The sequence below is a fragment of the Flavobacterium sp. UBA6195 genome, assembly GCF_002422095.1.
Taxonomy (GTDB): domain Bacteria; phylum Bacteroidota; class Bacteroidia; order Flavobacteriales; family Flavobacteriaceae; genus Flavobacterium.
Window position 1 is genome coordinate 1 of record NZ_DITB01000100.1, and the last position, 22,658, is coordinate 22,658.

A 22,658-nucleotide genomic window follows, 5' to 3' on the forward strand; every position below is an offset into this window, starting at 1 on the left:
TTCCATCTGGCAAATCATTACCATTATCAGATTGACCGTGCCATTCATTTTCATAATTTGATTTAGAATAAACTTTAGTTCCATATCTGTTAAATATTTCCACTTTCTTAATATCAAAATTAGATAAATCCCAAACATCATTTTTGCCATCTCCGTTTGGTGAAATACCTTTTGGTATAGAACAAAGCTGAACTGCAACTGTTGCAGAATTTGTTAAAGCTAAAGAACAGTTTCCATTGTTTATATTTAACAATTGAATTGAAACATTTGCACTTGAAGTTACAACTTCAACAACTCCAGAACCTTGCGTATTTAGTGTTATTTCTTGTTGGCTTCCACCATCAATTGAATAAGTAATTACATTATTAGGAGTTCCATTTAATACAAAAATTGCTCTTTCTCCTGAACAAACAAGAACATTTTCTACTGATAAAGTTGGCTCAGAAGGACTACTTAAAACATCTAAATTAGAAAAACTTGAAGATGTTAATGATGAACAAGTACCATCAGAAGAAACTAAAGTATAAGTTGTTCCAATATTCATTCCTAATATTAATCCTGTAGCATCTATTGAAGGACCACTTGGAGTAAAAGTATAATTCAACGAAGTATTATAATTAGAAACTGAAGAACTTCCTTGCTGAGTACAAGTTGGTAAAACAGAAGAAATAATAGGAGTTGAAGGACTTGTTAACATAGCTGCAATTGAAAAAACAGATGAGTCTGGCGAAGAACAACTTCCATTACTTGCTGCAACAATATAATTAACACCTACAGACATTCCAGAAATAACACCTGATGAATTAACTGATGGACCAGAAGGAGTGAAAACGTAAGTTAAACCTGCTACATAATTTGTAATTGTTGCAACTCCATTTAATGAACAAGTAGGTGCAGCAACAGAAATAGTCGGAATAACTGGTATAGTTAATTGTAATGCATTTGTAAATGGAACTGAAGAAACTGATGTACAAACCCCATTATTAGAAACAACGGTATAACTAGTTCCTGTAACCATTCCAATGATTGCACCACCCGCGCCAACAGAAGGACCAGCTGGTGTAAATATATAAGTTAAACTTGAATTATAATTAGAAATTGTACTTGAACCATCTACAACACATGTTGGAGTCAATGTAGTTATAGTTGGTATAGCTGGTGTAACCAACATTGCATTAATACTAAAAGAAGAAGAAGCAATTGAAGTACAAGACCCATTCGAAGCAACAAGTGTATAATTAGTTCCAGGGACCATACCTGAAATAGCACCAGAAGCACCAACAGAAGGACCTGTTGGATTAAAAGTATAAGTTAATGATGCATCATAATTTGTTACTGTAGCTAATCCATTTGAAGCACATGTTTCAGATTGAACAGCAACAGTAGGTGTACTAGGAGTAGTTAGCATTAAATTATTAACAAAAGGAGATGACGCTGCTGAAGTACAAGTTCCAACAGTAGCTGTAACCGTGTATGATGTACCAAGAGTCATTCCTGATATAAGCCCACCAACTCCTACTGTAGGACCAGAAGGTGAAAACACATATGATGCAGCTGCATTATAATTGGTAATAGTACTTACACCATCAGAGGAGCAAGTTGGCAACGTCGTGCTAATAACAGGTACTGAAGGTATACTATTAACAACAATAGTACCATTTTGTGACAACTCAGGAGAACAACCCACTGTAGTTACTGTATAGTTAAACGTTCCCGTTTGAGTTGGCGTACCACTGATTGTAAAAGTATTAGAAGAAAAATTAGTAGTTAAACCTGATGGTAAACCTGAAACTGTTACATTAGTTACTGTGCCAGAAGTTGTATATAAAATATTAGTCAATGCATCTCCTTGACATATATTTTGATTGTTAGTTCCAGCTGGTGAAGACAAACTAATTGAACATGCTGTAGGAATACAATTTATAACTACATCAAAATATTGTTCAGAATTACTACATGAAGGATTTCCAAGATTTTCAACTCTGACATATATCGTTGTTGTACTACTAACAGTAAAGGCTGTAGGATCAACAATAAAATTACCATTTCCTGCAAAACAATCCCCTTCATCTAAATAGTATTTAATAACATAGTTAGATGGTAATGCTGGATTCAACATATCAAGTTCTACATCACGCAAATTAAACGTATGACTACACGCACCGTTTGGAGCATTTAAATTATTTGGCGCATTAAGTACTGGTGGAGCTGCAAATCTGATTTCAACTTCATCAGTAGCAACATCAGAACATCCTGGTCGAATTACACTTACAGACCATGTTCCACTTTGATTTACGGTATAACTATTTGTTGTTGTTGTAGCTTGTAAATTTCCACCTAAATACCATGAATAAGTAGGTGTACCCGGTGTCGTTGGAGCTTGGTTGAAATTGGCAACCAAAGTATAACTCGAAATAAATTGACTACAAAACAATTGATCTGGACCTAAATTAACACCACATACTACATTACAAGAAATTTGACCTGATGTTGGAGTAACATTAATTTGATTTATAGTATACGTTCCTTGCTGAGTACTATAATTTGTAACTAATAACAAATAGGTTTCTCCTGCGATAGCATTAGGAAAGTGAACAGTTTCATTGTATGTTGAATTATAACTCGCATCAACCAAATTACAAGGACCGGTATAACCAACACTTGGATGATTATTTGCAGGATTAGTTTGAGCACTAAAACCAGACAAACTAGTACAAATTGTAGACAAATTGCTAGTTGAAAAGGGACCCCATAAGGCAAAATCAACATCAATTCCCGTACCAGACATATTAAACTGCTGTAAATTTAAATCTATAGGCCCTGATTGACCAATTTGAAATGTAAACCATGCTGGTCTAGGTGTTGAACTAAGTGAACCATTATTCCCATGACTTCCACTTCCACCACAAGCAGTTATTGAACCATAACCAGTTTGATTTCCACCTGGTGTTCCAGGATGTGTGTTATTGTAAGGACCACCTTGCCCAGAACACATTGCTGATGCGGTTGAACAATCTGGAGATTGTGCAAAGGCAAAACTTAAACTCAATAAAAAGAAAATTTTGTAAAATAATTTCATGATTTAACTATTTTAAAAATGATAAATAAGACCATTCAGAAACTTTTGTTTCTCCGTTTTCAACAGATAGTATTCTCCATTTAAAACATTTTGCTAGGAGATCTAAATGAATTAAGTCACGAAATCCACTCACCGTAAAATTATCTTCATTTAAAACATTAATTGTTTCCTTAAAATCAGAGGCATTTTCTCCATTAAAACAATCATAAATTGTTACAACTTCAATTGAAACCTTTTTATTGGTAATGTCTACATTAGAAAAATCCCAAGAAATCTTAACATTATCAATATAATTAAATTTTGAGTCTGGGTACTTTTCAAGTTTGACTCCTTTTAGAAGTGCATCATTAGCATTCAAATTAGTCTGAGAAAAACCGAATTGAAAAAACAAAAAGATGCCAAAAAGTAATACTTTTTTCATTTTTATAGTTTGATTATTAGTTTATAGAACCACAAATTTAACAAAAATTTAAAGCTATGCACTTTTTTTTTAATAATTAACATTTACAAATTATTTTTAAAGTTTATTATTTATCTTTGCAATACTTAAAATTGCTATTAAAATTAATTTTTCATAATGATACCAAACGAAGATTTTCAAGACGAAATAGGAAACGACCATATTGCTACAAGTGCTCAAACTCCTTTAAGAGATGATGCATTTTCTATTTCCGATGATGAAAAAATTGAGTTGATAAAAAAAGATGTCGAAAATATTTTAAACACATTAGGATTAGACTTAACTGACGACAGTTTAAAAGGAACACCTAATCGTGTGGCTAAGATGTTTGTAAAAGAAATCTTCGGCGGATTAAATCCAAATAAAAAACCAAGTTCTTCTACATTTGATAATAAATATAAGTATGGTGAAATGTTAGTTGAAAAAAACATAGTAGTGTATTCAACTTGCGAACATCATTTACTTCCCATTGTAGGTCGCGCTCATGTGGCTTATATATCTAATGGAACAGTTGTAGGTTTATCCAAAATGAATCGTATTGTAGATTACTATGCAAAACGCCCTCAAGTACAAGAGCGTTTAAATATTCAAATAGTTCAAGAGCTTCAAAAAGTACTAGGAACTGAAGACGTAGCGTGTGTAATTGATGCCAAACACTTATGCGTAAATTCTAGAGGAATTCGCGATATCGAAAGTAGTACTGTTACTGCTGAATTTGGCGGAAAATTCAAAGAAGATAAAGTTCGTAGAGAATTTTTAGACTATATAAAGTTAGATACACAGTTTTAATTTAGGATTCTAAAATCAGAATTTTAAGATAAGCTATCACAAATATTGAGCAATCACAAAAATGGAATTATACAAAAATCAAACGTTAAAAATATACAACACGCTTTCTAGCGAGAAAGAAACCTTTACTCCTATTCATGAAGGAAATATTGGCATGTATGTTTGTGGCCCTACTGTTTACAGCAATGTGCACTTAGGAAATGTACGTACGTTTATGAGTTTTGATGTGATTTTCCGTTATTTACAACATTTAGATTATAAAGTTAGATACGTTAGAAACATTACCGATGCCGGACATTTAACCGATGATGGTGATGTGGATAACGACCGTTTTGTAAAACAATCTCGCTTGGAGAAACTGGAACCTATGGAAATTGTACAGAAATATACGGTGGATTTTCACAAGGTTTTGAATATATTTAATTTTCTTCCTCCAACGATTGAACCAACTGCAACGGGACATATTTTAGAGCAAATTGAGTTAACTCAAAAATTAATTGATACTGGATTTGCCTACGAAAGCAATGGTTCGGTTTATTTTGATGTGTTTGCTTACAACCAAAAAGGAATGAATTATGGCGAATTGAGTAACCGTAACATCGAAGAACTTTTTGCTAACACACGCGATTTAGACGGGCAAAGTGAAAAGAAAAATCCACAAGATTTTGCACTTTGGAAAAACGCTTCTCCAGCACACATTATGCGTTGGAATTCGCCTTGGGGTGAAGGTTTTCCGGGTTGGCATTTAGAGTGTACAGCAATGAGCACCAAATACTTGGGCGAAACCTTTGATATTCACGGTGGTGGAATGGATTTGAAATTCCCACATCATGAGTGTGAAGTAGCGCAAGGAAAAGCTTGTAACGGACATTCGCCTGTGAATTTTTGGATGCACACTAATATGTTAACCATGAACGGTTTGCGCATGAGTAAATCGACAGGAAATTATATTCTTCCGATGGAATTGGTTACGGGTGAAAATACGTTTTTTGAAAAACCATTTGCACCAAATATTGTACGCTTTTGTTTCTTACAAGCGCATTACAGAAGTGTTTTAGATATTTCTAACGATGCGATGTTAGCTAGTGAAAAAGGGTATAGCCGTTTAATGGAATCGTATAAATTAATTCCGATGTTGAAAGCTAGTACTACTTCTACTTTAGATATTGCAAGTTGGAAGCAAAGTTGTTATGATGCGATGAATGACGATTTTAACACTCCGATTTTAATTGCCCAATTGTTTGAAGGTGCTCGTTATATTAATTTGGTAAACGACGGAAAAGAATCGTTAACTTTGGAAGATATTCAACTTTTAGAAAATACCATTTCAAGTTTCTTATTTGATGTATTGGGAATTAGCAATGAAGCTTCAGGAAATTCAAATACCACAGAAAAATTAAGTGGCGTTGTTGAAATGTTAATTGGAATGCGAAACGAAGCGAGAGCGAACAAAAACTTTGCTTTATCGGATCAAATTCGCGACCAATTATTAGCTTTAGGCATTCAATTAAAAGACGGAAAAGAAGGAACTAGTTTTACCTTTTAACAATACAAAGAATCTCAATTGAGGTTCTTTTTTTTAATCAATACTTATGTGTAGCCAACACCAATCGAAATATCCAAAAACAGTCAAACAATGGTTAGTATACCCATTAGTTTTATTGGTGCGATTTTATCAGGCTGGCATCTCTCCTTTTACACCGGCTACTTGTCGATTTGAACCTACGTGTTCTACGTATACCATTCAAGCTTTGCAAAAACATGGTTTGTTTAAAGGTGGCTGGTTAGCTTTGAAACGCATTTTTAGTTGTCATCCTTGGGGAAGAAGCGGTTATGATCCAGTGCCTTGATTTTATTACACAGAGGTTCGCAGAGCTTTTTTTGACTTTGTTTGAGTTTAATAGAGATTCACAGAGCGTTTTGCTATTCTGATTTTTAAAATTATTTAAATTTCTTTAATCTGTGTTCCTGATTATTTGCTTCAGGTTTCAGGTTTGAAATTGATTTTTGAAATTGTCATTGTTCTTGAAAAAATTTCTTATCGGAATTTTAACAAGTTTCCCAATAATAATATTTATTTTTACGCTTTAATCAGATACAAAAAATTATGATTCACGCACTCAATATGGTTTGGAATCCTTCTGAAGGGATTGATTTAGGATTTTTCATGTTACGTTTTTACAGCCTTTCTTGGGTATTGGCTTTTGGATTAGGTTGGTATGTAATGAAACCTATTTTTTTAAGAGAAAACGAATCGGTAGAATCTTTAGATAAGTTATTTGTTTACACTTTGGTAGCCACTATGTTGGGAGCTCGATTGGGACATGTAATTTTTTATCAACCAGAATTATTCAATCAAGACCCGTTGAGTATTTTATTACCAATTAGCACCAAACCTACATTACATTTCACTGGTTTTGCTGGATTAGCGAGTCATGGTGCGGCAATTGGAATTATAATAACCATGTTTTACATTCAAAGAAGAGTTATCAAACGTTCGTTTTTATGGATTTTAGACCGAATTGTAATTCCGGTTTCTTTAGGTGCGATTTTTATTCGTTTAGGAAATTTTTTCAACTCAGAAATAGTAGGAACTGAAACTACTTCAGCTTTCGGAATTAAGTTTTTAAGAGATAAATATAGTGCAAACGATGCTATGCAAATAACACAAATTGGAGATAAAAACGAAGCCTACAGTGCTATTACTAACAACCCTCAATTTGCAGAATATTTAGCTGCTGTAACCCCAAAACATCCAGCACAATTATACGAAGCTATTTGTTATGTTTTTGTTTTTGCTATTTTGATGTTTTTATATTGGAAAACAGAAGCAAGAAACAAAGCAGGTTACTTATTTGGATTGTTTTTAATCCTACTTTGGTCGATTCGTTTTGTAGTAGAATTTGTGAAGGAAAGTCAAGGTGGATTTGAGCAATATCCAATATTCAATGCACTTTCAACGGGGCAATGGCTGAGTATTCCGTTTATATTTATTGGAATTTACTTTGTTTGGAAAGCAAAAGAAGTTAAAGAAGCTTAATGAAATAATACATACAAAAAGGCGGTTAGAAATACTAACCGCCTTTTTTATTTTTGCTTTTCAATTACAATCCCAACACCGAGAACATTCGGTAAATAAGGCCCTGCAAACTTACTTTTGATAGCCACTTTATATTTTCCTTTTTCTAGGTTTTTAAAGGTTTTTATGGTTTGAAAAACATCACAAATATCACCAGAACAATCACCTAAATCCTTTCCAGAATCATCAATTAGTTTAATTGTAACAGGAAGCATTTCCATTTCACCATCAGGAACCTTAATTTCGACTTCTAAAGGCACTTCTTCAAACTGAAACCCATTGCATGACCGAAATGAAGTTTCAAGTCACAAATACCTTCTGATTTCGTATTTTCAAATTCAAACACTCTAACATCAGATGCATTTCAACGATTATTATCAAAATTGGAATCAAAATCATGATAGACTTTGTTCTTATTACAGGACAAGAACACAAACAATAGCGCAATCAAAACAAATTTAATTTTCATAAGTATCAATTCTAGAAATATAAATATATAAAAAAAGTCCTGAAACAAATCAGGACTTTCTTATATGTTGAAACTAATTGATTAGTCTTCTTTTTTAAATTCAGCCATTCTACGACCTTCTTTTTCACCAATTGTATCTTGCATTACCGGAGTTGCAATGAACAATGAAGAATAAGTTCCTACTAAGATACCTACTAAGATAGCAAATACGAAACCTCTAATCGTTTCACCTCCAAAGATGAAGATAGCTACTAATACCACTAAAGTTGTAGCAGATGTGTTGATAGTTCTACTTAATGTAGTATTTAACGCTTTGTTTACTAATCCTTTGAAATCTGGTGATGAATTGTAATCTAAGTACTCACGAACTCTATCAAATACAATTACCGTATCATTCAACGAGTAACCAATTACCGTTAGGATAGCAGCGATAAATGCTTGGTCAATCTCCATGTTGAATGGTAAAATTGTATAGAAGAAAGAGAAAATACCTAATACAATGATTGTATCGTGAGCAACTGCAATTACAGCTGAGAAACCAAACTGCCATTTACGGAAACTAATCATTAAGTAAACAAATACTACAAATAATGAACCTAAAACTGCCCATAAAGAGTTTGTTTTAATATCTTTAGAAATAGTACCAGTAACTTTTGCAGATGATAAAATACCTACTTTTTTACCTTCATAAAGATTTGCAAATTTATCATAAGTTAAATCAGCTGGTAAATATTTCTTTAAACCTTCGTATAATTTTTGGTTTACTTCTTTATCTACTCCTTCACCTTCTTCGTCAACTTTATACTTGGTAGTGATTTTTAACTGGTCGTTTCCACCATAAACTTTTGCTTCAGCACTTCCGAAAACAGCTACTAAATCAGCCGTTACATCTGGAGCAGAAACTGGTTTATCAAAACGTACTTGATAAGTTCTACCTCCAACAAAATCAACACCTTGATTTAATCCTTTAGTTGCTAATGAGAAAATACTCAATGCTACTAAAATACCTGAAACCACGTAAGCAATTTTCTTTTTCCCTAAGAAATCGATATTTAAATTTTTAAACCAAGTCTTAGTTAATGAAGTTGAATATGCTAATTTTTCATTTCTGCTTAAACTCCAATCTAAGAACATTCTAGTTACAAAAACGGCTGTTATAACAGAAGTTATAATACCAATTAATAATGTAGTAGCAAAACCTTGAATTGGTCCTGTACCAAATACTAATAAAATAATTGCAGTAATTGCAGTAGTAACGTTAGCATCAATAATAGATGACATCGCACCTTTCCAAGTGAAAGCATAATCAGTAGCTTCTTGAACTGATTTACCATTATCTAATTCTTCTTTAGCTCTTTCAAAGATGATTACGTTAGCATCTACCGCCATACCAATTGTTAATACGATACCCGCAATACCTGGTAATGTTAATACAGCACCAAAACTTGCTAATGTTCCAAAAATGAACAAAATGTTTACTAATAAAGCTAAGTTTGCATAGAATCCTGATTTACCATAGTAAACTAACATCCATAATAATACTAATGCGAAACCAATAACGAAAGACAACATACCATTATCGATAGCTTCTTGACCTAATGATGGCCCTACCACTTCTGACTGAACGATTTCTGCAGCAGCTGGTAATTTACCTGCTCTTAAAATGTTTGCTAAGTCTTTTGTTTCTTCAATTGTGAAGTTTCCAGAAATTTCTGATTGACCTCCAGTAATTGCTCCTTTACTTACACCAGGTGCAGAGTAAACAATATTATCTAATACAATTGCAATTGCATTTCCTTGTTGCGAAACGGCTCCTGTTATTTGTTCCCATTTTCTAGCACCATTTCCATTCATTTGCATTGAAACAGCAGGTTTACCTAATTGATCAAAAGTATCTCTTGCATCAACAATTACACCACCACTTAATGGCGCAACATTATCTCTTGTTCCTTTTAAAGCATATAATTCAGTAACTTCAGGTGTTTTTGCATTAGTTTTTCCCCAAGCAAATCTTACATTAGCCAAATTAGCTGGTAATAAAGCCTTGATATCATCTCTTTTTAAATACCCATTAATAACTGCCGTATCTTTTGTAGCAAAACTTCCTATGTAAGGCGAACCTTGCATACCTGGAGCAACCATTTTACCTAAAAAAGGACTGTTTTTTGAAGCAGTAGTATCTGCTTTATCTGTTAATAACGAATCGATTCCTGAAGTTTTTACAGGCGCAGCTTTAACAGCTACTTCTGTTTTCTTTAATGCCTCATCAACCGACATTAAGTATTGACCTACTTCTTCAATTTTATAAGTTTCCCAGAACTCTAATTGAGCCGTACTTTGTAATAATTTTTTAATACGATCAACATCTTTTGCTCCTGGTAATTCAACTAATATTCTACCAGAGTTTCCTAATAATTGAATATTAGGTTGAGTAACTCCAAATTTATCTATACGTTCTCTTAATACTTTGAAAGCACTTTCTACCGATTCTTGAACTTTTTGTTTGATAATAGGCTCAACCTGTTTGTTAGTCATATCAAACTTAATAACCTCATCTAAGTTTCTGTTTCCAAAAACATCAGCAGCTGATAATCTTACATTAGCAGCATTGGCTGCCACAAAGAAAGCATCAATGAAATCTTGATTTCCTTGTTGGTTTGCTTTTGCATCAGCAAGTGCTTTATTGAAAGCTGGATTCTTAGAATCATTAGCCAATCCTTTTAAAACATCTTTAACTGAAATTTGAAGAATAACGTTTAATCCTCCTTCTAAGTCAAGACCTTTGTTGATTTGGTTATTAGTAACTTCTTTGTAAGTATGACCTAAGTATACTTCTTCTTTACCGATAGAATCTAAATAGCGTAATTCTTTAGCTGTATCACCTTTTGCAAAAGCTTTTGCATCAGAAACAATACTATTCGCTACGAAAGTAAAAGAAAGCTGGTATACACATACCAAAGCAAAGATAATTGCGAAAAATTTAATAAGTCCTCTATTCTGCATTATTCTAAAATTTATTTATTCTATTTTATAAAAACGGACAAATATATAATTTACAATAGGATTTAGCAATTTTATTTTCGATTAAAGTAACCTTTTTACCTAAGTTTCACTAAAAAAACACATTATTCCTTAAAAATGAAATACTTGCAACATAAAAAAGTATTTCACAAAACAGAAAATATTGTTAAAAACTCGAATTTTTAGCAAAAAAGAACGACCCAAAATATTATTTTAAAAATGATTATAACAAAAAAAAACTGCCAATTTCTTGACAGTTTTTCAATTTTTATTTTGATGTAAAATTACAATACTGATTTCAAATCAGCATTCATGTTGCGAACTGCATCTGCACTCTTAGCAAACAATGCTTTTTCAACATCATTTAATTGTACATCAACGATTTTCTCAACACCGTTTTTACCAATAATACATGGAACTCCCATACAAATATCTTCTTGTCCGTACTCGCCTTCTAAAAATACTGAACATGGAATCATACGTTTTTGATCGTTTAAGATACTATCTACTAAATAAGCTACAGAAGCTCCTGGAGCATACCATGCTGAAGTTCCTAATAAACCTGTTAAAGTAGCGCCACCCACCATAGTATCAGCAGCTACTTTATCTAACTCTGCTTGAGACAAGAAATTAGAAACTGGAACACCATTGTAAGATGCTAAACGTGTTAATGGAATCATAGTAGTATCACCGTGACCTCCAATTACCATACCTTGAACATCATTAGCTGGTTTGTCTAATGCTTTTGATAAATAATATTTGAAACGAGAACTATCTAAAGCTCCACCCATTCCAATTACTCTGTTTTTAGGTAATCCGGTAGCTTTCAACGTTAAATACGTCATAGTATCCATTGGATTTGACACTACAACAATAATTGCATTTGGAGAATGAGTTAATACGTTATCCGCAACCGATTTAACGATTCCAGCATTGATTCCGATTAATTCCTCACGTGTCATTCCTGGTTTTCTTGGAATACCTGATGTAATTACTACTACATCACTTCCAGCTGTTTTAGAATAATCTCCTGTTGTTCCGCTTAATTGTGTGTTGAATACAGTTGTAGTAGCACATTGCATAATATCCATAGCTTTACCTTCTGCAAAACCTTCTTTGATGTCTACTAATACTACTTCGCTTGCAATTCCTCTGTACGAAATAACATCTGCACATGTTGCACCTACGTTACCCGCACCAACTATTGTTACTTTCATTTTGTTGTGTATATTAAAATTGTTAAATTAAAATTGATATTGAACACCAATATTTCCGTTTACAAATTTACCAAAAGCAATTGAACTTTGCAGATAAATTTTGCTTATTTGATATCTACCCGAAATTTCTCCTAAAATATTAGTTTTGTCTTTTGCAACTCGCTTTAGAAGTCCATTAATTATATTTTGAACTGGAAATACTTCCTCAATAGAACCTTTATTACCACTTACAACATATTCAAATGCGCTGTGATTCAGGATAAAATTGGTAATCAACTCAAGCGTTTGAATTCTTTTGAAGCACTTAATTGAAAATTAAAGGTATCTACCAAACCATTCAAATTATTGATTCCTAAATTTCCATAAGCTGTATTTATATCTAAAAAATCAAAACTGATATCTTCTTTTGAATAAATAGCCGCAGCCGAAAAATGAATATTCTTAGCTTCTACTTTTGAAAAATATTGACTAAAATTATGCTTTAGTCCGAAACCGTACACTTGATAATCACCTCTTTTCAGTTTGGTTTTGGTTGAATATCGAGCGATAAACTCAAATCCGTAAGGCAATTCTATTCCTCCTTGAAATAGGGATAAATTACCGTTTCTTGATTTATTCCTTCAGGTGTTTTGAAACGCACTTGCTCTCCCCCTAATTCCCCTACCAAATACACTTGATTATCGTTTCCTAAAGCCGTTGGAACTGTAGCTGAAGTCGCGCCTTCAATCTCAAAAAATTGAAAATCAGAATTTTGAATTTGGAATGTTCTATCCGCTTTTGGAACAAAGAAAATATTAGTATGCAAACCTAAATTTACATCCCATTTTTTTCGTTTTTTAGGTGACATTACCCAAGCTGCTGAAGCTTGATAAACCGCAGCATCAGTAGCCGGCACTATATATTGCTGAGAATACAAAAGGGCATCTGATAACAGATACCCTATTTGTTGAATGTCTTGTGGAGAAGTTTGAGCTTCACTTTTTTGTGTAAAAAGGAATGCCATAATCAACCCTAATGTAGTTACCGCTTTATGCATCAATTTTAGCGTAAGCAGCATTTTTCTCAATAAATTCTCTACGAGGTGGTACTTCATCTCCCATTAACATGGAGAAGATTCTATCCGCTTCTGATAAGCTATCGATAGTCACTTGACGTAACGTTCTGAAATCAGGATTCATGGTAGTTTCCCATAATTGCTCAGCGTTCATCTCCCCAAGACCTTTATAACGTTGAATTGCGGCACTTCCACCCATTCTTTCGTTAGCTATATCACGTTGATCATCCGTCCAAGCATATTCTTTTTTATTTCCTTTTTTCACCATATATAAAGGAGGAGTTGCAATATAAACGTGTCCGTTTTCAATTAACTCTTTCATATATCTAAAGAAGAACGTCAAAATCAAAGTAGCAATGTGAGAACCATCGACATCGGCATCACACATGATCACTACTTTATGATATCTTAATTTTGATAAATTCAACGCTTTGCTATCTTCTTCTGTTCCTACTGTAACTCCTAAAGCGGTGAAAATATTACGAATCTCTTCGTTTTCAAATACTTTATGTTGCATCGCTTTTTCTACGTTCAAAATCTTACCACGCAAAGGCAAAATCGCTTGAAACGCTCTATCACGACCTTGTTTTGCAGTTCCACCTGCCGAATCTCCCTCAACTAGGAAAATCTCACATCTTGCTGGATCTTGTTCCGAACAATCGGATAATTTACCTGGTAAACCTCCACCGCCCATAACGGTTTTACGTTGTACCATTTCACGCGCTTTTTTCGCTGCATGACGCGCTTGAGCTGCCAAAATTACTTTTTGAACAATGATTTTCGCATCGTTTGGATTTTCTTCCAAATAATTTTCAAGCATTTCAGCCACTGCTTGTGAAACAGGAGAAACTACTTCTCTATTTCCAAGTTTAGTTTTGGTTTGACCTTCGAATTGAGGTTCTGCTACTTTTACCGAAATAATCGCAGTTAAACCTTCACGGAAGTCGTCTCCCGAAATTTCGAATTTCAATTTATCTAACAATCCAGAAGCGTCTGCATATTTTTTCAACGTACGCGTTAATCCCATACGGAAACCTTGCAAATGCGTTCCTCCTTCGTGTGTATTGATATTATTTACATAAGAAAAGATGTTCTCTGTATAACTTTCATTATAAATCAAAGCTACCTCAACTGGAATTTCGCCTTTTTCGTTTTCCATTGAAATTACGTGACCAATAATTGGCACACGGTTTCCATCTAAAAACTTAACGAATTCTTTTAAACCTTCTTGAGAATGGAAAGTTTCTGTTCTTGGCTGTCCTTTATCATCGATATCACGTTTATCTGTTAACGTGATAGTAATTCCTTTATTCAAGAAAGAAAGTTCACGTAAACGAGCCGCTAATGTATCGTAAGAATATTCTAAAGTTTGCGTAAAAATAGTACCATCAGGTTTGAAAGTAACGACTGTTCCTCTCTTGTCTGTAGTACCAATTTGCTTTACCGGATAAAGCGCTTTTCCTCTTTCGTATTCTTGTTCGTAAATTTTACCTTCTCTGTGAACTGTAGCTCTTAAATGATCAGAAAGTGCGTTAACACACGATACCCCAACCCCATGAAGACCTCCAGAAACTTTATAAGAATCTTTATCGAACTTACCTCCTGCTCCAATTTTAGTCATTACAACCTCAAGAGCAGAAACACCTTCTTTTTTGTGAATATCTACTGGAATTCCACGTCCGTTATCTTCAACAGAAATAGAATTATCTTCATTAATGGCTACATAAATCGTATCACAATGTCCTGCTAAAGCCTCATCGATAGAGTTATCTACAACTTCATAAACTAAATGGTGTAATCCACGAACTCCAGTATCTCCAATATACATGGAAGGACGCATTCTTACGTGCTCCATTCCTTCTAATGCCTGAATACTGTCGGCTGAATAACTCCCTTTTTTATTTTCTTCACTCATAATATTTATGCTAAATAAAGTATTTTTAATATCAACAAATATAGGTAATTAGATAAAAAGAAGAAATAAAAACCATGGCAACTCATGGTTAAGTTATTAACATTTGTTAATTTTAAACAAAAGTGTCTTAAATCGAATAAAAATCGCCTTATTTTCAATTTTTGACTATTTTTTAATTTCCTCAAAACAGAAGAAATAAAAAAACCTCTTTAAAACGCAATTAAAGAGGTCTTTCAAAACAACAAACCTAATAAAAAATACTAAACCACTTCTTTTTCTACAGCAATTGATACATCCGCTTTTACGTGAGCAGCATTTGCTCTTCCGCTTGGATCTTGGTTTTCTTGCCATTTTGGAATCCATTTACGAACCGTTTGTGCCGCACTTTCTTGTGGAAAATGCTTGTGAAATATCCTTCTGTAATAAAACGCTTCTTTTGTAACTGGCGTGTTATAAGGAAAGAACAGTTTTGCTTTTTCAAATTCATCATCTGTTACTTGGCTTGAACAATACTCAATTAAAGTATCAATCCAGTTGTAACCTACTCCATCAGAAAACTGCTCTTTCTGTCTCCATAAAATCGCTTCGGGTAAAAAGGGTCTTTCGGGTGTATCGAATGCTTTTCGTAAAATATATTTTTCAATTCCGTCATAAGTTTTTGGCATTTTCTCTTCAGGTCGAATTTTGATTGCTAAATCCAAAAACGCTTTATCTAAAAACGGAACTCTTGCTTCCAAACCGTGTGCCATAGTTGATTTATCCGCACGAAGTAAATCGGCTGTAAACAACTTTTGAACTCGTTCGATGGTTTCTTTTTGGAAATCCAATACCGATGGCGCATTTCTAAAGTACAAATAACCACCGAAAATTTCATCAGCACCTTCGCCTGACAATACCATTTTGATTCCTTTATCCGTAATTGCTTTTGACAAAAAGTACATTGGTGTGCTCGCACGAATTGACGTTACATCATACGTTTCCAAATGCCAAATTAACTTATCTAAAATCTCAATTCCTTGTTCGACTGTGAAATGAATTTCGTGATGTGTAGTTCCAATGAAATCTGCCACTTTTTTTGCTGCAATTAAATCCGGAGCCGAAGCATCTAATCCGATAGAAAACGAATGCAATTCTTGACCACTTCCTTCTAACAATCTTGACGTTATTGATGCAATTAACGACGAATCTAATCCACCAGAAAGTAAAACTCCAAATGGTACATCGCACATTAAACGTTTTTCTACCGCTTGTGTCAAACTTGCGTTTAAAGCTTGTAAATCTAATTTTTCAACTGCTTTTTCATGTGCTTCCCATTCTGGTTTGTAGTATTTAACAAAACCGGTTTTTTCGGTATAATAATGTCCTGGAGGAAATGTTGAAAAAGACTTACATTGGTCGGTAATCGCTTTCATTTCGGAAGCAAAATACAAGCGACCTCTTTCATCCATTCCGTAATACAAAGGCTTTACTCCTAGTGGATCACGAGCTACGATATAATCATCTCCATCGATAACTACTAGAGCAAAAATTCCGTCCAACATATCACAGAAATCGTAACCAAATTCTTCATACAAATGCACTATAACTTCTGAATCTGATGTTGTTCTAAACGTGTGATGTTTTAAAGTCGTCTCTCTTAACTTTTTGTGATTGTATATTTCGCCATTATGTACCATCCAAGCGGAATCTGTTCCTTGAATGGGCTGTTTTCCTGTGTGTAAATCGACAATTGATAAACGCTCGTGCGCCAAAATGTGACCTTTCTCAGTTACATGAATATCGCTTTCATCTGGACCACGATGACTCATTCTTTTTGATAATTGCTGCACTAATGTTGCTTCTTTTCCTTTCCCTATAATGGCTAATATTCCGCACATAATTTTTAAGTTTAATCGTTGAAATGTTTAATTGTTTAAGTGAAAGAATTAATTCACTTAGTTTGATGAAGCAAAATTGAATATATAAGTTTAAATAATAAACCTTAAAATTAATTTTAGTTATAAATTAAAACTAAAAATTAATTTTTTAATTATATTATAAATCAGAAATATTGTTTTACGTTTGTTTTAGTTACAAATCATAAAAAAACCACTCGAGTGAGTGGTTTTGTTTTATTCGATGGATTTAATTTGGAATCGATTACTATTAATTACAACCTCATCTCCGAGACTTTTACCCATTAATTGACTTCCTAATGGCGATTGTGGTGAAACAGCAATTATCGTCTTATTTTCGAGTTGGATTTTTGGTAGAGCAGCACTGATATAAAATAGCATTTCATTGGTTTGAACCAAACTTCCGAGTGCTATTTTGGTATGAATTGCATCCGCATCGATTTTATCCACAACATTTTTTTGTTCGATGATTTCTGCTAATTTTTGATTGAGTTTTTCTTGCTCCAAATGCATCATCGACAAAGCGGTTTCGTGCTTATCGCCAGCCGAACCTTTCGCATCGTTTTGCGCATCTTGAGCCAAATCGGAAATCATAAAACGCAAATCGTTTATTTTCTCCGATAATAGGTTTTGGTAATGGGATTTTATTTTTTGTTTGAATGTCATGGTGAAAAGATTAACCACAAAGGGCACAAAGAAGGCGCTAAGGACACAAAAAAACTTTGTGAACCTTGTGTAAACCTTTGTGAACTTTGTGGTTACGTATTTTAAAAATCAAACTTATAATTCGCCCCTAACAACACCTGGATTCCTTGCACTGGGAAATTTGCCCAACGGTTGTATTGTTGGTTGGCTAAGTTGTTTCCTTTTAAGAAAGCGGTTAATCTAGCGTTGTATTTGTAGCCTACGTGCGCGTTTAAATCGAAATAGCTTTCTAAAGTTACCACTTGTTGTGAAAAAGTCGCTGGAAAAACTAGGATATCATTTTGTATCGTTACAATATCTTTTCTTTCACCAACAAAAAACACATTCGCACCTGCGTACCATTTTTCATTGATATCAAAATCTACGGTTGAACCAATTTTTAATTGAGGTAAGTTCCATGCTTCCGCTTGCGAATCGGTTGAATAATTGTTGTAGGTTCCGTTGATTCCGAAAGTTACATTTTTAGAAAAATCAGCTTTTAATTCTCCGAAAATGCTTAGCGTATTTAAATCGTCATATACTATTCCGAATGAATTTCCGTAAGCATAACCGTTTGTATTCGTTCCCGTTCCATCAAAACCATTGCTAACAAATAATGCTCTATCAGCTTGATTTTTATTTGAAGCTCTCACATTGAATGCTACTGAATTTGCCAATTTTCCTTTCATCCCAACATACAAATCGTATTTATTATCGGTTGGTGCAATTGACATTGTTGGCGACACAAATGGATTTTGATCTACGAAATCAGCATACGAATTTTGCTCTAAATCTCCTTCAGCTCCAGCATAAGCTACTAAAATATCACCTACTAATTTGTATGACGCTTTAATATTTGGATAAACAAAGATTTTTCCATCACTTTCTCCGTTAATTTTTGTAGTTGCATAGTACACTCCTGCTCCAATTTGAACAGACAAATCATCTTTTTGATATAAAATACTTGGTCTTGTTCCTGCGATAATATTGCTATATTTTAACTCCGAATCAACATCGTACATTCTATCAAAACTTCCACCTACATAATCCACAACGAAATCTGCTTTTACTTTTTGACTCATCACATCAAAATCGAAATTAGGCTTGATGAAGAAACGATTTTCTCCCGAATCCAATCCATCCGAAAAACGTTTGAATTGCATGCTAGCATCATTAAAAATTCCGTCTTTGAAACTCATTTTTCCGCCTAAAGCAATTGTATTATACGTTTGTTTTGAATCGATTCCTGCAATTGTAGCGTCATCAAAGAAAATGGTTTCTGTTGGTAAACCGTACCAATTGTAAATTTGGTTTTTCACACCTAAATCTACATTCCAACTCATATCGCGCTCTCGAACTCCGTACGTTACATCTAAACTGGTGTTGTAGAATTTATCATCTAAAACCAAATCTTTAATTCCGCCTTGAGACGACAAATGACGTAACATTCCACCTACATAACTAGTTCTACTTAAATTTTGTGTAATGAACAATTCTGCATTGATTGTTGGGTAATTTCCAAAACCTAAAGTAGCGTAATTGTTGTATAATTTTTCTTTTTCGGTTTTATCTACTCCTGCGGCTTTTCCTTTTGCTGGCGTAAATGTTGATGCTACCGGAAATGAGAAAATATTATATTGAATAGGTTCCTTTTTTTGCTCTTCTTCATCTTCTAAAACAGGTGTTTCTTTCACTTTGAAAGCATCTGAAATAGTGGGTGTATAAGGTTTTACAATGTTTACCACTTCCGAACCAATGTTTTCATCTTTTACTTGAGCAAATGAAAATTGAATTCCGAATACAACTAAAACTATGGCGATTATATTTAATTTCTTCATGTTCTATATTTTTAAATGAGATGCTAGATACTGAAACGAGTTCAGCATGACAATTATCTTATTTTTATTAATTTGTGATTGATGAATTACGTTTTGCTTCTTCTCCTTTGATGAAATCCAGTTCTTTTTGCGCTTCTTCGATTACATCTGTATATTCTTTGAAGTTTTCAATTACACTTTCTAAAATGTAAGTCGCTTGAAAACTATCTTTTAATCCGTAGAAGTTTTTCGCCATAATTACCAAACTCTTCGCTCCGTAATATTTATAACCTGAATAATCTTTAGCGATTTTTTGTACCACAACATTCGATGGCTCAAACTTACCTTCTTTGTTTTTGAAATACGCATCGTAATACAAAGCTTCAGCTGCTAATTCGCCTTTTGCGATTTTTTGCAATTTAGCATACGCTTCTTTGGCTTTAGCTTCATCATTCGTTTTAATAGCCGAACGCGCTACGATAATTTGAGCATCACTTTTAATTCTATCGTCGATTTTGTCGTTTTTCAATACTTTATCGGCATACACAACGGCATTAGTGTAATCTTGTTTTTCGTAGTACGATTTCATTAAATTAGACTGCGCATAGGTTATATTTTGTGGAAAATCAGCTTCGGTTTCCAAACGTTTTAAAACTGGAATCGCACTGTCATAATTCTTAGCTTTCAAATGCACTTGACACAAACGAGCCAAAGCTTGTTCTGTAAATTCATTTCTTGGTTTTGAAACTACAAACTCATAATGTTTCACAGAATTTGCTTCCAAATTATCAGCAAAATACAATTGTGCTAAGTAGAAATTCGCTTTTAAAGCATGAATTCCGTTTGGAAATTTGCTTACATAACTTGAAAATCCTGAAATTGCTTGTTTGTTGTTATTTTGCAAGTATTGTTTTTCGGCAGATTCGTAAGTATCATTATCTAAATCGGCATCTGAAACTTCTACAAACGATAAAGTTTTAACCCAAGCCGCATATTCATCCACTTGACCTTTATCAACATAAATTAAACGCGCAGTTGAAACCGCTTCGATAGATTCTGGTGAATTTGGATATTCGGCTACTACTTTTTTGAACTTTGTTAAAGCTAAATCTTCTTTATTCGAATTATAATAAATCAAACCTTGTTTTAAAATCGCTTTTGCTACATACGAACTTGATTTGTATCCATTGATTAATCGGTCGTAAGTACTAATTCCTTTATCATTTTGATTTTGATTCACGTAAGTATTCCCTAACTCATACAAAGCATCATCTGCATATTGCGAATTTGGAAACGTTTTTGAGAATTTCTCTAAATCTTCAATTTTTCGGTCTGGTTTGCTTACAAATCCATAGCTGATTCCTTTTTGGAAAGCTGCATAATCCGCATCAACACTTTTCATATCGATAGCTTTGTTGTATGCATCCATAGCTGGCCAATATTTTGCAGCCATGAAATTACAATCACCCAAACGTAAATACGCATCCGTTAAACGAACTCTATCCTCTTTAGAAGATTTGGTGTAAGCATCAAAATATTGAATCGCATTTTCATATTCTTTCAACTTGAAATACGAATACGCTAAGTTGTAATTGGCATTAGCAAATTCAGGCGTATTTGAAGCTTCAGCCGAATTTAAAAACTGTTTGAAACTCAATTTTGCTTCTTCAAATTGGTCCAAATTGTATTCAGTTTCGGCTTTCCAAAAAGTTGCTCTTGCGGTGAATTTTGCATCTTTGTTTTCGGCTAACGATTTTTTAAATAAGGCATAAGCACCTTTGTAATCGCCATCGGTATACAATTCCAAACCTCTGTAAAACGTTACTTTTTGATACGCTAATTTATTTTCTGGAGATTTATTTTTTTCCAATAAAACTAATGCTTCTTTATAGTTTTTTGAAGTGATATACGAACTAATCAACAACGTATTGATTTCCGATTTGTAAGGTGTATTTGGATATTTCGCCATGTAATCATTCATCACTTCCGGAACCGACTTATATGGATTTCCGATTTCGTAACTCAATTTCGCATAATTCAAATAGGCATCTTCTTGAATTTTCAAATCAAATTCCATTTCAGAAGCCGTTTTGAAAGCGTTTAATGCTTGTTGCTTTTTATCGGTTTTTAAATAACTTTCTGCTAAATGATAGTAAGCGTTTTGAGCAACACCATCATTTCCTCCAATAATTTTATTGAATTGCGAAATGGCATTTTCGTAATCTTTTTGTTGGTAATACGTGTAACCTAATTGGTAAAAATCAGTGTTATTCCATTTTCCTTTTTTACCGTTGTAAGCCAATAAATAGGGAAGTGCTTTATCGTATTGTTTTAAATTGAAATAACTTTCTCCAATGATTTTAGACAATTCACTTTTTTCTTCTCCTTTTGATTTAGGCATTTGCTCTAAACCTAAATCGATGGCTTTTTGGAAATTTCCAAGCTTGAAATTCATATCGGCTTGAAAATAGCCCATTTTTTCTTTGTACTTGTCTTGGTCAGAAACCTGCTCGAAATATTGATTTGCACTTTTATAATCATCTGTTTCATAAGACATGTAACCTAAATAATATTTCGCCTGACTTCCAAAAGTCTTCGAATTTACTACTTGGTTGAAGTATTTTGTAGCTTCTTTTGTGTTTTTAGCAGTGAAATAAGCATACCCTTTCTGGAAATTATACTTTTCTCTTTCGGCTTGCGACATATTGTTTGAATCCGCTTTGTCGAACCATTCTAATGATTTTGGATAATTTCCTTGATCAAAATAGTAATGCGCTACTTCAATGTAGGCTTGATTTGTTTTCGTACTCGTGGGAAAATCTTCCACAAAACTTTCCACCAAAACATCGGCTCCCATTTGGTCCAAACGAATCGCACAATTGGCAATATAGTAAGCACAATCCGATTCTACTTCCATGTTATCGGTTTTCGATTTTACTTTATCGAATAGAATTTGAGCTGCTTGATACTGTTTGTCTTTGTACAATTCTACAGCGCGATTAAACTCAGTTAATTCGTGCGTGTAAACAGAAGTTTGTTGGGCTAAAAGTGTTCCCGAAAAAAACACCATTAAAAAAGAAAGTTTTAAATACTTTATCATGTGATTCGTTATTTATAAGTTCCAAATATAAGGCTTATTGTAAGTATTAACGAAGGTTCTTAACATATTATTGTACAAT

The 22,658-nt window shown here is 33.6% G+C and carries 13 protein-coding genes and 2 pseudogenes; 4 read left to right on the plus strand and 11 right to left on the minus strand.

Annotated elements, in window-relative coordinates; all coding sequences use genetic code 11:
• Together B4I81_RS08940 and B4I81_RS08945 are read right to left on the minus strand one after the other, a co-directional pair.
• Positions 1-3,079: gliding motility-associated C-terminal domain-containing protein (locus tag B4I81_RS08940; RefSeq protein ID WP_291109807.1), on the minus strand; the 3,079-nt coding region annotated here is incomplete at its 3' end.
• Between the two features lie 7 nt (positions 3,080-3,086).
• A complete protein-coding gene (locus B4I81_RS08945; protein WP_291109809.1) occupies positions 3,087-3,500 on the minus strand; it encodes a hypothetical protein in 414 nt (137 codons plus the stop codon).
• Between the two features lie 156 nt (positions 3,501-3,656).
• On the opposite strand from B4I81_RS08945, the gene folE reads away from it, so the two are divergent.
• From folE to lgt, 4 genes are all read left to right on the plus strand, one after another.
• Complete coding sequence (gene folE / locus B4I81_RS08950; protein WP_291109812.1) at positions 3,657-4,328, plus strand: GTP cyclohydrolase I FolE; 672 nt, start codon at positions 3,657-3,659, stop codon at positions 4,326-4,328.
• Between the two features lie 61 nt (positions 4,329-4,389).
• Entirely contained in the window at positions 4,390-5,874 is a 1,485-nt protein-coding gene (gene cysS, locus B4I81_RS08955; protein ID WP_291109814.1) for a cysteine--tRNA ligase, read from the plus strand.
• 46 nt (positions 5,875-5,920) lie between these two features.
• Entirely contained in the window at positions 5,921-6,178 is a 258-nt protein-coding gene (gene yidD / locus B4I81_RS08960; RefSeq protein WP_291109816.1) for a membrane protein insertion efficiency factor YidD, read from the plus strand.
• Between the two features lie 257 nt (positions 6,179-6,435).
• Positions 6,436-7,368 carry a prolipoprotein diacylglyceryl transferase gene (gene lgt / locus B4I81_RS08965; protein WP_291109817.1) on the plus strand — a complete coding sequence of 311 codons (933 nt, stop codon included), beginning with the start codon at positions 6,436-6,438 and terminating at the stop codon, positions 7,366-7,368.
• Positions 7,369-7,415: 47 nt separating this feature from the next.
• On the opposite strand, the pseudogene B4I81_RS08970 reads toward lgt, so the two are convergent.
• From B4I81_RS08970 to B4I81_RS09020, 9 genes and pseudogenes are all read right to left on the minus strand, one after another.
• Positions 7,416-7,697, minus strand: a pseudogene (locus B4I81_RS08970) (hypothetical protein); the annotation flags it as partial.
• Positions 7,698-7,957: 260 nt separating this feature from the next.
• Positions 7,958-10,879, minus strand: coding sequence for a protein translocase subunit SecDF (gene secDF / locus B4I81_RS08975; RefSeq protein ID WP_291109820.1), 2,922 nt, complete (start codon positions 10,877-10,879; stop codon positions 7,958-7,960).
• Between the two features lie 302 nt (positions 10,880-11,181).
• Positions 11,182-12,114 (minus strand): malate dehydrogenase, encoded by a 933-nt coding sequence (locus tag B4I81_RS08980; protein WP_291109822.1) that lies wholly within the window; start codon positions 12,112-12,114, stop codon positions 11,182-11,184.
• Positions 12,115-12,141: 27 nt separating this feature from the next.
• Positions 12,142-13,207, minus strand: a pseudogene (locus tag B4I81_RS11860) (DUF6588 family protein).
• Entirely contained in the window at positions 13,143-15,083 is a 1,941-nt protein-coding gene (gene gyrB, locus B4I81_RS09000) for a DNA topoisomerase (ATP-hydrolyzing) subunit B (protein ID WP_291109829.1), read from the minus strand. The pseudogene B4I81_RS11860 and the gene gyrB overlap by 65 nt, the downstream one beginning before the upstream one ends.
• A 260-nt stretch (positions 15,084-15,343) precedes the next feature.
• Complete coding sequence (gene asnB / locus B4I81_RS09005) at positions 15,344-16,960, minus strand: asparagine synthase B (protein WP_291109831.1); 1,617 nt, start codon at positions 16,958-16,960, stop codon at positions 15,344-15,346.
• A gap of 234 nt (positions 16,961-17,194) precedes the next feature.
• Positions 17,195-17,644: a hypothetical protein gene (locus B4I81_RS09010; protein WP_291109833.1), complete on the minus strand. Its 450-nt coding sequence runs from the start codon at positions 17,642-17,644 to the stop codon at positions 17,195-17,197.
• A 101-nt stretch (positions 17,645-17,745) separates the two neighbouring features.
• Positions 17,746-19,500 carry a TonB-dependent receptor gene (locus tag B4I81_RS09015; RefSeq protein WP_291109836.1) on the minus strand — a complete coding sequence of 585 codons (1,755 nt, stop codon included), beginning with the start codon at positions 19,498-19,500 and terminating at the stop codon, positions 17,746-17,748.
• 67 nt (positions 19,501-19,567) lie between these two features.
• On the minus strand, positions 19,568-22,579 hold the full coding sequence (locus tag B4I81_RS09020; protein WP_291109838.1) for a tetratricopeptide repeat protein: 3,012 nt from the start codon (positions 22,577-22,579) through the stop codon (positions 19,568-19,570).
• Positions 22,580-22,658: the final 79 nt, after the last annotated feature.